Source organism: Parabacteroides hominis (assembly GCF_014287585.1).
Classification (GTDB): domain Bacteria; phylum Bacteroidota; class Bacteroidia; order Bacteroidales; family Tannerellaceae; genus Parabacteroides; species Parabacteroides hominis.
The window spans coordinates 1-13,186 of record NZ_JACOOJ010000039.1 but is presented as its reverse complement, the minus strand read 5'-3'; the positions used below and the strand labels follow the sequence as shown (position 1 = coordinate 13,186).

The 13,186-nt window shown below is 48.6% G+C and carries 11 protein-coding genes and 1 tRNA gene; 5 read left to right on the top strand and 7 right to left on the bottom strand.

Translation table 11 applies throughout. The features are described from left to right. The first annotated feature begins 171 nt into the window (after window positions 1-171). Window positions 172-1,050, top strand: coding sequence for a PfkB family carbohydrate kinase (locus H8S65_RS17205; RefSeq protein ID WP_186931095.1), 879 nt, complete (start codon window positions 172-174; stop codon window positions 1,048-1,050). Here the strand turns inward: H8S65_RS17205 and H8S65_RS17200 are convergent. From H8S65_RS17200 to H8S65_RS17185, 4 genes are all read right to left on the bottom strand, one after another. After that, on the bottom strand, window positions 1,034-2,245 hold the full coding sequence (locus H8S65_RS17200) for a sugar MFS transporter (RefSeq protein WP_186931094.1): 1,212 nt from the start codon (window positions 2,243-2,245) through the stop codon (window positions 1,034-1,036). The two genes, H8S65_RS17205 and H8S65_RS17200, sit on opposite strands and share 17 nt — an antisense overlap. Before the next feature lie 27 nt (window positions 2,246-2,272). Further along, complete coding sequence (locus H8S65_RS17195; protein WP_186931093.1) at window positions 2,273-5,302, bottom strand: sensor histidine kinase; 3,030 nt, start codon at window positions 5,300-5,302, stop codon at window positions 2,273-2,275. Window positions 5,303-5,453: 151 nt separating this feature from the next. Then, window positions 5,454-6,614 (bottom strand): acyltransferase, encoded by a 1,161-nt coding sequence (locus H8S65_RS17190; protein WP_186931092.1) that lies wholly within the window; start codon window positions 6,612-6,614, stop codon window positions 5,454-5,456. A gap of 224 nt (window positions 6,615-6,838) precedes the next feature. Next, window positions 6,839-6,922 (bottom strand) — tRNA-Leu (locus H8S65_RS17185). Between the two features lie 163 nt (window positions 6,923-7,085). On the opposite strand from H8S65_RS17185, the gene H8S65_RS17180 reads away from it, so the two are divergent. After that, entirely contained in the window at window positions 7,086-8,165 is a 1,080-nt protein-coding gene (locus tag H8S65_RS17180) for a mannose-1-phosphate guanylyltransferase (RefSeq protein ID WP_186931091.1), read from the top strand. A gap of 180 nt (window positions 8,166-8,345) precedes the next feature. Here H8S65_RS17180 and H8S65_RS17175 read toward each other — a convergent pair whose 3' ends face one another. Both H8S65_RS17175 and H8S65_RS17170 read right to left on the bottom strand, forming a co-directional pair. Beyond that, complete coding sequence (locus H8S65_RS17175; RefSeq protein ID WP_186931090.1) at window positions 8,346-8,798, bottom strand: glucosaminidase domain-containing protein; 453 nt, start codon at window positions 8,796-8,798, stop codon at window positions 8,346-8,348. Window positions 8,799-8,891: 93 nt separating this feature from the next. Further along, a complete protein-coding gene (locus tag H8S65_RS17170; protein ID WP_186931089.1) occupies window positions 8,892-9,341 on the bottom strand; it encodes an HU family DNA-binding protein in 450 nt (149 codons plus the stop codon). Window positions 9,342-9,594: 253 nt separating this feature from the next. Here H8S65_RS17170 and H8S65_RS17165 point away from each other — a divergent pair, with 253 nt between their 5' ends. From H8S65_RS17165 to H8S65_RS17155, 3 genes are all read left to right on the top strand, one after another. Then, on the top strand, window positions 9,595-9,819 hold the full coding sequence (locus H8S65_RS17165) for a DUF4248 domain-containing protein (RefSeq protein WP_186931088.1): 225 nt from the start codon (window positions 9,595-9,597) through the stop codon (window positions 9,817-9,819). Between the two features lie 71 nt (window positions 9,820-9,890). After that, complete coding sequence (locus H8S65_RS17160) at window positions 9,891-10,208, top strand: nucleotidyltransferase domain-containing protein (protein WP_374046286.1); 318 nt, start codon at window positions 9,891-9,893, stop codon at window positions 10,206-10,208. Continuing rightward, the gene (locus H8S65_RS17155; protein ID WP_186931086.1) at window positions 10,205-10,600 is read left to right on the top strand and encodes a HEPN domain-containing protein; all 396 of its coding nucleotides are present in this window, start codon (window positions 10,205-10,207) and stop codon (window positions 10,598-10,600) included. The genes H8S65_RS17160 and H8S65_RS17155 overlap by 4 nt, the downstream gene beginning before the upstream one ends. A 211-nt stretch (window positions 10,601-10,811) precedes the next feature. Here H8S65_RS17155 and H8S65_RS17150 read toward each other — a convergent pair whose 3' ends face one another. Next, window positions 10,812-13,022 (bottom strand): VapE domain-containing protein, encoded by a 2,211-nt coding sequence (locus tag H8S65_RS17150; protein WP_186931085.1) that lies wholly within the window; start codon window positions 13,020-13,022, stop codon window positions 10,812-10,814. Window positions 13,023-13,186 lie beyond the last annotated feature (164 nt).

Genomic DNA, 13,186 nt, shown 5'->3' with positions numbered 1-13,186 from the left:
TTTTCAGGTATTACATAAATCAATAACTTATCACTCCGGCAAAAATAAAGAAAAAGTGTAAGAGTGTACACTATTTACTATTCAAAATGGTGGAGAAAGAGCTAAAAATATCCATAGCAGCGGTTTATTCCTTGTTTTTATATACTTTTGCAGCCTGATTAAATAAGTAATATGAATACACATAATCTTTGTTGTATCGGCCACATTACGTTGGATAAGATTGTAACGCCGAAAAGAACACTACATATGCCGGGAGGGACATCCTTCTATTTCGCGCATGGAATGAGCAATTTAGACACTTCTGACTTCCTGTTGGTAACAGCTCTTGCTGCCAGCGAGATGGATGCGGTGGAAGAAATACGCAGGAAAGGGATCGATGTCAAAGTTTTGCCCAGTGCCCATTCCGTCTATTTTGAGAATACATATGGCGAGAACCAGGACAACCGGACGCAGCGGGTATTGGCAAAAGCCGATCCGTTCACAATTGAAGGATTGCAGGATGTCGATGCCCGTATTTTCCACTTGGGAAGTTTGCTGGCGGACGATTTTTCCTTAGACGTAATCAAATATTTATCGACCAAAGGGATGCTGTCGGTCGACGCTCAGGGATACCTGCGCGAAGTCCGCGGTGAGAAAGTTTTCGCAGTGGACTGGCCGGAGAAGGAGGAGGCACTGAAATACATCCATATCCTGAAAGCCAACGAACACGAGACGGAAGTCCTCACCGGATGCAAAGACCCGCGCGAAGCAGCTCTGAAATTAGCTAACTGGGGCGTCAAGGAGGTATTGCTGACATTGGGAAGCATGGGCTCCGTTATTTATGCCGACGGCGAATTTCATGAGATACCCGCCTACCCTCCAACAGAGATTGTGGACGCCACGGGATGCGGCGATACCTATATGGCCGGCTATCTGTATATGCGAAACAAAGGAGCTTCATACAAAGAAGCCGGATGCTTTGCCGCCGCCATGTGTACAATCAAGTTGGAGGCTTCCGGTCCTTTCGGGGGAACGGAGAAGGATGTTTGGGATATTATCGCAGCTTCTTAGCCATCACCATATAGGAATAAATGAGCACCACAGCATACCCGAACAGCGGCACGACGAACGAGAAGGACATCGTCGAGATATCGGCCACGTAGCCCATCAATAACGGGCCGACCGCTCCGCCTATCGGGGACATCATCAGGAAGGACGAGGCGCGCTTGGTATAGTCGCCCAAGCCCCTCAGCGAGATGGCGAAGATGGTCGGGAACATGATGGCTTCAAAAATGTAGCAGGCAAACAGGGCGCCCTTCGACAACACTCCCAAATCGAGCGTAACGAACAATGCGCCCAAGACGGTAAAGATCGCACAGATAAACAAGACTTTCTCCGCCCGGATATAACTCATAATCCAGCTACCGATAATACGCCCGACCATAAACAAGCCCAATCCTCCGAAGGAAAGGACGATAGCGGCATCGTGCGCATCCATCCAACCATCATCGGTCACATAGTTGATAAAGAAACTATTAATCGATATTTCCGCTATTTCGTAGCAGAACAAAGCCATCACCCCCCAGGTGAAACAACGGTGTTTCCACAATCCTTTCAATCCGGCTTTTGCCTCGGCAGCCGCCTCTTCGCAATCGTCATGGTTGATCTCCGGCAGGCGGATGCGGAAGAAAACAAGGGCGACAGACAGGACGACAACGCCCATCACGGTATAGGGCAAAGCGATGTTAGCCTCCCCATTGCCGGAGAACAGCAGCATCCCGCCGATCACAGGCGCACAGATACAACCTAACCCGTTGAAGGATTGAGCCAGGTTCAAACGGCTGGCAGCCGTCTCGCGATCCCCCAACTCCGTCACGTAGGGATTGGCAGCCGTCTCCAAGAACGTCAGCCCGCAACCGATCACGAACAGGGAAAAGAGGAAGAAGTTGAACGACATCAACTGTTCGCTCGGAATGAAAAGCAACGATCCGATCCCATAGAGGATCAGACCGAACACCACCCCCTGGCGGTATCCGTATTTATTAATAAAAAGTCCGGCCGGGATAGCCATTGTAAAATAACCCGTGTACATCGTTGCCTGGATCAGAGCGGAATGGGCTTTCGTCATGACAAGCGCCTCCTGGAAATGTTTGTTCAGCACGTCTAAAATAGCATGTGCAAACCCCCATAAGAAAAACAGAGATGTGACTAATACAAAAGGAACCAGATACTCTTTCTTTACCAACGATTTCTTTACTTTTTCCATTTTATTGTTATTTGTTTTATACTCATTTTACAGGCTTTCCGGCTGTTGGGGAATCGTAAACCAGAAGGTCGACCCTTTGCCTAATTCGGACTCTGCGCCGATCTCGCCCCCCAAAGACTGGACGATAGACTCGCAAATGGAAAGCCCTAATCCCGTCCCCTGCACAAAGCTGTCAAATTTAGCAAAACGTTCGAAAACATGCGGAACGTTTTCTCCGGCTATTCCCTTTCCTGTATCCGTAACGAAGAAACGGAGGGTGTCTCCCTGTTTCTCGTAGCCCATCGTTATAGAACCTTCCGAGGTATATTTGCAAGCGTTGCTAAGGAAATTGGAAACAACCTGCGTCAACCTGTTTTTCTCCGAATGGATCACATATTCCGGAGAGGGCAGCCGGCAGATCAAATCCACACCTTCTTTCACCCTGGATTTATACACCTGATACAGATTGCTGAAAAGCTCCGGCAGATCGACATCCGTATAATTAAAGTCCAACTGCCCGGCTTCGATCTTCGAGAGATCGAGGATATCGTTTATCAGTTGGAGAAGAAGTTCGTTATTCGTTTCCACGATTTTCACATACTCCTCTATCTCTTCTTTCTCTTCAGCCATCGCTATCAGGTTGGAAAAACCGACAATGGCATTCAGCGGGGTGCGTATCTCATGGCTCATATTGGCCAGGAACGCGCTCTTCAACCGGTTTGCCTCTTCCGCTTTGTCGCGCAGGCGGATCAGTTCGTCCGTCATTTTCAGGTCTGTGATATCGCTACGCAGGCCGATCAGCTTACTGATTCTTCCGTCCCCGTCCTGTCCATACGGCACGGCATGCATTCCAAACCAACGGTTTCCCAAGACAGGCGCAATCGTACGTATCTGGATGTCCATAACCGGTATTTTTCCTCCGGCAAGCTCTTCCAACCCCCGGCTCAACAATATCCGATCGTCGGGATGGACAAAAGACAGATAATCCTCCAATGAAATAACCGTCCCTTCAAAAATAGTAGAGTCAGGAGAATAGAAGCTCCTGGCATCGACGTTATATTCCCAGGAAATGATTTGAGCCGCCTTCAAGGTAAAGTCCAGCTTCATCTTGCTTTCTTTCAGTTCCCGCTCATTCTCATGAAGCTCTGTCGTATCGACAATGGTCGAGACGATATACAAGTTCCCCTCCTGGTCTTCGAGGCGCGTTTTGGTCGTGATCCCCCAACGGACGGGCAATCCGCTTTCTTCATCATAAAACACCCGGTTATAGGAAATCGGCCCGTCCTTTTTCAGGACATCAAGGTCTTCTTCCCGGTATTGCGCCGCCTTCGGATCATTCTCCTCAAAATCGTTCTTTCCTAACAGGACGCTGAAATGTTCGCCGTAAAATTCGGAAACCTTGTTATTATAGAACAAGTAGCGGAACTCGTTCCCGACATCTTTGATAAACAATCCGACCGGCAAATTATCGATGATGGACTGCAAGAACGTTTTCAACCGCAATATTTCTCTCTCGGCAATAACATGGGGAGTGACATCATGGGTGAAGCAGATAACGTATTTCTTTCCAAAAGGCACGACACGGGCTTTGGTATAAGTGAGGCTGTCGCCCTTTCCATATTCATAATTAAAGACTTTCACCTCCCCGGTTTCGATCGTTGTCCTGACATTCCCGATGATACTGTCCATCATGTCCTCATACTTCGAATATTCTTCGCGGATCTCCCGCAGATTCCGGCCGATCATCTTTTTCACATCCTTCCCGCGCAACGTATGTTCTTGCGGATTCACGATGTCCACGATATTCAGTTCCGCATCGAAGATCGTCGCCATATCCGGCATACGGCTCAAAAGCTCCATCATCTTTAGATTGGCTGTCTTATAGGCATCTTCCTTACGTTTCCGGTACATCAGGATTCCGTAGAAAATAACGATCATCAGGATGATCAGGCAAACAAGAAGTATGATTTCCAGGGAATGTTGTTCCCACAAAGAGGGAGTCTTATTGTAAAAGATAGTCCCTTCGGGCAAAGAGGACAGTTTGAGGCTCGCCTCCATAAAAGTCGGATAATTGATGTAATAACGGGGGCGTGAAGGCGTATATTGAAACTCCGGGCTTCCGCTTATCCCTTTCGTCAAAACGCTATGTGCAAGAGACGCCAGGTCTTTCCCCATCTCTTCTCCTGATATATAATAACCGCCGATAAAATTCATGTTTGTCTTTCCCTGGTCCAGCGACTGAAATATGGACATTGAAGTCTGATGGGGCAATTCGTTATGAAGCATCGAATGGGCATGAGGATATTGGACGGCATCGGTGTACCATCCGCCTGACAGCAAAGCGTAGCTATCGTCCATTTGGGAAATGGAATCGAGCAACTGCTGGGTAGACAGTTTGCCTCCGTCCAGATAACACAAGTCAAGCGAATCGACCTGATCGCAGAGAGAATTCAGATATTCTTCGAAAAAAGAGATGTTATAGCGGTTGTCATAACAGAAGGCAACATGCCGGATCCGGGGGTTCAGTTTTTTAATCAGCTTAAAGTTATCGAGCAGGAAATCCCTAAAGGCATAGCCCGTCACTTTAAAATCACCAAAAGACTCCTTCGTCGGTTTCATCGTCTCCATCCCGAACATTTTCAGAGTCGGTAAATGCTCAAAGTCAATAAATATACCTTTCATGCACCCTAAGACGACAGGCGTGTCGCGCCAGCTCTCCGGGCAGGTAGCCCGATAAGCAGACCAGGCTTCATTTCCCAGCAGAACGACCATTTCGGGTTGTTGCTTATATGCCTCGAACAGTTGCAGCATCCATCCCGCCCAATCCTCAAAGGTCGGTGACGCTTCCGAGTCCATATACTCGACCGACACCGCTACATCCGCATTCCCTCTCAAATGAGTGATAAAAGAAGTGATCATACGGTTTCCTTCTTCCTTGATCGGGGAATAAGAACTGATGAGCAGCACCCTTGGGTCCTCCATCTTCATCGTACTTGCCTGAATACGGAAAGAGAAAAGAACAAAAACTATTAAATATATAAGTAATCCGTAAATTTTAGATTTACCACTTAACCTCATTATCTTATTGTTATAACTCTTCGATGCAAAAGTACTGCATTTTTTCGTACCGGAAGCGCAATGAGATCGTTATTGAGCCATTTCACAGGCGTTTTTTATTAACGAGCCAAAAGTTCCGGTAACCAGTGGAAGCCAAACAAGGCACAACCGTTTACCCGACCACATAGCGCGCATTCTTCCCCATCAGCCGGTGGACCGCATACACAATCAGCCACGAAATGCAAAAGGCGAAGGCAGCGGCAACAGGTATCTGCAAAGCAACCGGAACACCGAGGGCACGCATCAGGACGACACCCGGACCGGTAAAGAAATAATGCACCATGTAGATTCCGAACCCGCAAGTCGTCAGGTTCGCCAGCAGGCGCTTGACCTTTTCGGATCGTACGTTCACCTTTTTTGCCAACAGGAAAACAGGGATCGTCATCATCACGACATTAAGAGAACAATAAGTAAAGAAAAGCTCCAGCAATTCTTCGCTGTACTCCGGCAAAGCGGTTACGTAGCGGAAACCACAAAAAGTCACGGCATATCCGAGCACGAACATCGGAATCCCGACTAACAATATCTTACTCAATTCCCAATCGTGATTGCGCAGGTAGTGGCCTAAAAGCAGATAGCCATTGAACCCGGCAAAATAATACAACATATTGAAGGAGTTCCAGGAACAGCCACCCCAGATATAAGGCGAAACGAACTGATAATAATAAGGCAACAGCGTCGACACGCCCCAGGCTACCAGGAACCATAACTTGGCCTTTTCGGAGGCTTTCTCCACCCAGGCAGAGAAAATAGGCAGGTACAAGTACAGTCCGATCAATAGATAAATATACCACATATGCACACCCACAATTGAGAAATTCAATGGGATCTCCGCAATATATTTCAAAGAAACGACCAGCGATTGGCGAGCCACTTCCTCGCCCGAATAGGGGAAAAAGTCCAAGATCACCTCCGGTGACAAGCCAAGCAGCCCGGTTATCCAAGGGAACAGATTATAAAGCACCGACCAGATCAGGAAAGGCCAAAAGACACGGCTGATTCTTTTTTTATAAAAGACGGAAGTATCGCCCTTCACCGGCAGCAACAAGGCCCCCGTAATCATCACAAACAGGGGGACGCAGGGACGGAGCAACGACCCGTAGGCAGCCCCCCAGAACTTAATCTGGTCGATATTGGCAGGCGGCTCGCCCGGATAAAAGTTAAACGGATCCGCACTATGGCAACAAACCACGGTAAACATGGCGACAAAACGTACCACATCCAGCCAAACGACGTGCGACTGGCCGATTGCCGAATTCTGACTCTTCATCATGATATTAGCATCTTATATAAGTTATATTCCGAGTTAAGAACCGCCCGCCACGCAAACGGTATCAGGAGGGCAAAGATAGGATATTTCGGCAAAAGGCTTATCTTCATAACTATGAACTTTGATGCATTAGTAAAAGACTTCATTTCTTCTTCAAACTATTAAGGATTTGTACACTTTATAAAAACAGAGAGCCCTGACAATCAATGATTATCAGGGCTTCTTAGTACCCAGAGCCGGGATCGAACCGGCATGGAAGTGAATCCACTGGTGTTTGAGACCAGCGCGTCTACCAATTCCGCCATCTGGGCATTTATTTCTGAAATGCGTTGCAAAGGTAGGCATTATTTTTAAACCTGCAAGCGTTTTGCTGTTTTTTTTCATTTTATATCTTCTTAGGATTTGCGGATAGACGAAATCCCGGAATATTTCGTTAACTTTGTAAGAGTATAACTAAAAACAACCTGGATCATCATGAAAGATAATTATTGCGTTATCATGGGCGGCGGGATCGGAAGCCGTTTCTGGCCTTTCAGCAGAGAAAGTTACCCTAAACAGTTTCTTGACTTTTTCGGTACAGGCCGGTCTCTGCTGCAGATGACATTCGATCGTTTCTCCAAGATTATTCCGACCGAAAACATCTATATCGTAACAAATGAACAATACGCTTCACTTGTAAAAGAGCAACTGCCGGAGTTGGGAGAATCGCAGATCTTATTGGAACCGGCGCGTCGTAACACAGCTCCTTGTATCGCTTATGCGGCATATCATATCAAGGCTTGCAATCCGAATGCAAATATTGTCGTAGCTCCTTCCGACCACCTGATCCTGAAAGAGGACGTCTTTCTGAAAGATGTGCAGAAGAGTCTCGACTTCGTAAAAGACAACAATGCGCTGGTTACGTTAGGCATCAAACCGAGCCGTCCCGAAACTGGCTACGGATACATCCAAAGCAGCGATATCATGCTGGGCGAATTTACGAAAGTGAAGACTTTTACTGAAAAGCCGGATTTGGAACTGGCTAAAGTGTTCATGGAGAGCGGCGAGTTTTTCTGGAACTCCGGCCTTTTCGTCTGGAACGTCAACGCCATCCTGGAAGCATTCTCCAAATTCCTTCCGGACATCTCCCTCCGTTTCGATTTGGGCAAAGAAAAGTTCAACACGGCGGAAGAACGAGATTTCATCACCGAAAACTTCCCTTACTGCCTGAATATCTCCATCGACTACGGGATCATGGAAAAAGCGGACAATGTGTATATGCTGTGCGTAGACTTCGGTTGGGCCGACCTCGGAACATGGGGATCGCTGTTTGACCTGGCGAAGAAAGACGAACAAAACAACGCGCTCCTGAAAAGCGAAGCGATGATGTACGAAAGCAGCGGCAATATCGTTGCTCTCGACAATCCGAAACGTCTCGCCGTCATACAGGGCATCAATGATTGCATCGTGGCCGAATCCGGCAATGTCCTCCTGATCTGCAAGAAAGAGGACGAACAACGCATCAAACAATTCGTTGCCGATGCTCAGATGAAATATGGAAAAGAGTTTAATTGAGTTGAAAGGTGAAAGTTGAAAGGTGAAAGTTACGACAAGCGGTATTTAACTTTCACCTTTGAACTTTCACCTTCCAACTATTTCCTGATTCCCAACAGAAACTCGATCAGCGACTTCACAAACTCTAAAATCGACCTTACTTTACTCATACGCATTCTCCTTTTTTTTCAGATTAAACAATTATTTAAATGATGCTATTAGCCCGATGTCGACGGCGATCCTCCTCAGCGTCCGGCAATACGCAGCCCTGTTGTCCCCGTTCGCTTCACTGATATACCGGCTGTAGGCGATCTCTTGCGCATACGCTTCCGGATAGAAACTGACTGCCGCAACCTGGGGATAGGCGGAAGAGACCAGACGGGCAAAATCCATAAAACTATGTTCGGGCGTGTCATACCGGCGGAACAGCAATCCCCCGTTTCCCAAGTCCGTCTTTCCCCCATGCCAGTAAGCATTCGCCACCCCGTAGCCCGCGATCCCGAAAAAATTATGATACTTCACCGCCAGCACGCTCTCGCCCCATCCCGACTCGATCGCCCCCTGAGCCAATATCACCACCGGATTCATCCCGAACAACTCCCCCGCCGTCCGCGCCGCCTCCCCATACATCTTTACAAATAAACGCTTTTCCATTTCCTTCACCTCCCCTAAAAAAGGGCGGGCAAACCCCGCCCCCTACGATTACCACTCTTATTTTATAATTTTTAATTCTCAATTCTTAATTTCCTACAGCTCTCCCGGTCTCTCCTCTTCGCCACCGGACCCGCCTGAAGCAGCAGGTTCGAGCGTCAAGCGTTCGCCTTTCACCGTCTGCGTCAGATTGCGCAACAAGCTGCCCGGCCGGAAACAAAGGCGGGGCTTACGAAGCTGCGAGGCCGAGAAATCCTCCACAGTCACACTGCCGGAACTGCCCAACAGGAATTGAAAGTTGCCCAACTCGCCGAACTGCACTACTTCGCCGCGTTCCAAAGCCTTGGCCATAAACTTGGTCATACGGTCTATCACCAATTTGACATCACCGCTCGAAGCGGTCGAACTTTCCGCGATCGAATCGCACAGTTCTTCGAAAGTGCAAACCCCGGTCGCACGTGTCTGCGCATAATAGAGCTTCTCCTTTCCCTGCTCTACATCTTTACTCATGTTCTTACGGAGAACCAAATGATACTTTACTCCCATAACTTTACGTTTTAGATGATTAATAAACTGTTTTGTAACTGATTACAATGTAAAGATACATCACCGCCCACCCCCGCCCGAAGACAGGGAAGACGTGACGTGACGACACAGCCTCTTTCTATCATTATCAATATTCCCCACTCGTAAACCGTATCCAAAAGAGCCTCCATGAAACAAGTATTTTCCGCCTTATTTACTTGATATATTGCTATTTATTTCGTACATTTAGGATATCATACAAACAAAAAAAGACATGGAAACGACAACCTTTCGCATTCGCGCCTACGGGGTAGGTGAACTGGCCGGCCTATACAACCCGCACCTCACTCACCGCGCCGCCATCATGCAGCTCTGGCGCTGGATCAACTACCAGGGAGCACTCAAAGAAAAACTGACAGTCCTCGGCTACCGTCCGGGGCTGCGCTGCTTCACCCCGAAGATGGTGGGTTGCATTGTGGAGCATTTGGGGGAACCGTAAAGGAAAAAATGTAAGAAAGATTTTTTATCTTTGCCAAAGTCAAGTTTAAAACTAAAAGAAGAAAGGAGCCCATTATGAGACGACCTAAAATAGTAAAGGCATTAAGCGATATCTTGCAGCGTATTGCCCCTGATGCAACCGCTATCTTGTATGGAAGCGAGGCACGAGGTGAGGCTCATTCAGATAGCGACATCGATCTGCTTATCCTTGTCGATAAAGAAAAGCTGACCTTGAAAGAAGAACAAGAAATAACTTATCCGCTTTACGATGTCGAGATCGATACAGGAGTCATGATAAACCCGATCGTCATCAGCCGAAAGAAGTGGGAAGATCTCAAATCCCGTTCGCTGTTTTATTATAACGTAATGAAGGAAGGGATTGTACTATGATAGACGATGAGCTTCGCTTTAACATTGTAAACTACAGACTGTTTAGTGCACGAAATTCATTAGGAGAAGTTCTTTCATTATCCAGAGACCAATATTTCAATGCAGCCATATCACGAATGTACTATGCTTGTTTTCATGCCGCTTCTGCCTTATTAATCAATGCCGGCATAGAAGCGCGGACACATACGGGAGTTCGTCAGATGTTGGGTAAAGATTTTGTCCAAACCGGAATCTTATCACGCGACATGAGCAAATTCTATACAAATTTATACAGTAAACGGCAAAGTAGCGACTATGACGATTTTTTCGATTATACATCTGAAGATATAGAAGAATTATATCCGCAAGCGGTAGCTTTTATCGACGCAATAGAAAAAATCATTAAAGGATAATTATTTCTCGGTTCCCGTCCCCTATTTTTTCGGACAAGAACCGCTTCATTTCGGACAGGGGTCCCGGAAGGGGTGGACGTGGTGGACGTTATTTTGCGTTTTCAAGACTTTATACACTATGGTATGGTAAAAAGAGGGGGTATAACCATAACCATAGTGTATATAAGTTTACAAAAGTGCATTTTTACCTCCACCACGTCCACCCCAGCTCTCAATGCTGATGAAACAAATCCGGGTCATCGACATCCGTATCATCTTGTTTATCTGGCAAATAAGCATCTTTATCCGTTTCACATCCTTCCCCGGCATCATCGCCCGATATCCCCATTTGGCGTGCCTTCACCTGTTCAAAAGTTAGCTCAACTACGGCAAAAAGGCGTCTTCCCTTCCGTATTTTGTATTCAAAATCGTCTCTGGTCAGTAGTTTTCCGATGTTATTCACGTTCGTTCCGGTCACCGCTAACCGTGCGTAGAGGCTAATTTTGGCCATTATTTCGCTACTTGACAGAAAAAGTGGAACGTCAAAACGTTCCGGACGGCGGAAATAAGTATAGAAAAGTTCCTCTTCCGGGCTGCTCTGCTGGAAGGCTTCGTTGTTTACGTTCAGATCGGTGATGTCGGTATCGGAAAACCAGAATTTGAAACCGCCACGATACAACGCCAACGCCTGCGCATAAACACCGGCATGATCGACAGGGGTACTATAGTCTATGGCTTGCGCCTCGAAGCAGAGGAAACGGCGCGATCCGGTACGGTCGGTAAGCACCTGGCTGTCGTTGACCGTCGCGACAAACGAGGCGCGGCGCACGTAAACCTCCGCATTGCGGGCATACGCCCGGCGTTCGCGCACCGCATCCTTCGTGATCATCGCCTTCAGACGGTTCAACTCCATACGGCTCTGCCCCGAAAGCTCGTCGAGGAGGATCAGGAAACAGTCCGAGAGCAGAAACAAGGCGTCTTTGGACGAGGGGTCCACATTACCCGAAAAGACGTATGCGGACAGTGCGGGAGGAACCAACCGGCGGAACCAGGTCGTCTTGCCGATCCCCTGCTCGCCACTGAGCAGCAGGACGGAATGATTCTCCTGCCCGTCGTCGATGGCACAGGCGACAGCCGCCACCAGCCATTTACGGAGGCAGGCTGTCCAAAATTCCGGCTTGCACGTCCGCACTGTGGCTGCCAAACGGGCGATATGGTCCGTCACGCCATCCCACGGCGGAAGGTTCTCGAAATAGGCTGTAAAGGGGTTATACTCCCGGCTGAAATCGGAATGCACGACCGCATGCACCTCGCTTTGCTTGATGCGGCATCCGTCCAGTTGGAGTTTGCTCCAGACGGAGTTCTCCCAGTAGTCCGTCACCGGCAGGTAGCCGTAGCCCTTTTTCTTCTTCTGGCGGTATTCCACCAAGCCGCGCACGACGTTCTTGCGCAAGTAGAAATGTTCGGAGAGGTATTCGCGTACTCGTTCCACCTTCTTCCCAGGGCGCCCTCCGCCGTTGTCCTTCCCCTGCTCCTCGGCGTGCGAATAGGCGCTTGCCACAGCCTGCCGCAACTCCTCCGCAGGCAGGTCGCCGAAGTTCACCTGGCAATAACCGTCCGTCTCTTCCTTCGGGACTCCGAGGCGGTTGCAATGCCAAGCGAAGAGATGGACATAGTTGTTGCGGCTTCCGTCGGCATACTTGTATTTGCATATCGTACGCCGCTTGGCCCGCGCAAACAAACTGCTGACGGACGTCAAAGACTTGCCAGACGGTACGGGAGGCAGGACGGGGATGTCGCCCGGCAATTGTCCGGAGCCGTTCAGCCACGCTTCGAAACGGGGCGAGATATACAGGGCGCTGTCGTACGAAACAAAGCACAGGCGCCCCGCATCGCTGCCCGAAGCGTCGATTTCGACTCCCAGCACTCTCTCGTAGTGGGCCTTGATACAATCATATCCTTTCCGGTGGTTCGCGGGGTCGAGGGGCAATCCGGTCGCATTCCAGGCAATCGCTTTCAGGCCGTTGCCACTCGGACTGCGGAAACAGGCGACCGTGTAAGGTTCTCCCTCGATCAACAGCTTCAGCCCATCGATGCGGCCGGGTTGAAGCCCGTCCAGATCGAGGATCAGCAACGGGTTATAGCCGGTCAGGTGAGCTTTCGTACGCCTGCCTTTATAGGTAGCCGAGACGGTGAAGGCGGGTAGCCCTTTCTTGATCTGTTCGGCGCCATCCTTGTCGCCGTCAGACAGTTTTTTGCGCAGCTCCAAGACAGGCGGCTCGTAGCGGCCTTCGCGGATGTCGGTTAACACTTTTACCAGAGAAGAGTCTCCCAGGTAGTTCTTGAACGAAACGAAAATGCTTGTTTGTACCATGATGACAAATTGTATTTGTATGTGTAATGCCGGTTCGTCCGGCATCTGTCCAAAAGTACGGACTTTCATTTTTTTACCTCACCCTTTTTACTCATTATTAGCAAAAAAGGGATGCCGATCACTCTTCCGAAAGGAATCGTTTGGCGGCATCCAGGAGGCTGACGAATTTGATCGGCTCGCTTCCTTTTTCCGGCTGTATTTTCACCACGCTGTCGATCACCCTGAGGAAGGCT

Coding starts and splice junctions, on each gene's coding strand:
- H8S65_RS17205 (WP_186931095.1), top strand. CDS start 172: ATGAATACACATAATCTTTGTTGTATCGGCCACATTACGTTGGATAAG.
- H8S65_RS17200 (WP_186931094.1), bottom strand. CDS start 2,245: ATGGAAAAAGTAAAGAAATCGTTGGTAAAGAAAGAGTATCTGGTTCCT.
- H8S65_RS17195 (WP_186931093.1), bottom strand. CDS start 5,302: ATGAGGTTAAGTGGTAAATCTAAAATTTACGGATTACTTATATATTTA.
- H8S65_RS17190 (WP_186931092.1), bottom strand. CDS start 6,614: ATGATGAAGAGTCAGAATTCGGCAATCGGCCAGTCGCACGTCGTTTGG.
- H8S65_RS17180 (WP_186931091.1), top strand. CDS start 7,086: ATGAAAGATAATTATTGCGTTATCATGGGCGGCGGGATCGGAAGCCGT.
- H8S65_RS17175 (WP_186931090.1), bottom strand. CDS start 8,798: ATGGAAAAGCGTTTATTTGTAAAGATGTATGGGGAGGCGGCGCGGACG.
- H8S65_RS17170 (WP_186931089.1), bottom strand. CDS start 9,341: ATGGGAGTAAAGTATCATTTGGTTCTCCGTAAGAACATGAGTAAAGAT.
- H8S65_RS17165 (WP_186931088.1), top strand. CDS start 9,595: ATGGAAACGACAACCTTTCGCATTCGCGCCTACGGGGTAGGTGAACTG.
- H8S65_RS17155 (WP_186931086.1), top strand. CDS start 10,205: ATGATAGACGATGAGCTTCGCTTTAACATTGTAAACTACAGACTGTTT.
- H8S65_RS17150 (WP_186931085.1), bottom strand. CDS start 13,022: ATGAAAGTCCGTACTTTTGGACAGATGCCGGACGAACCGGCATTACAC.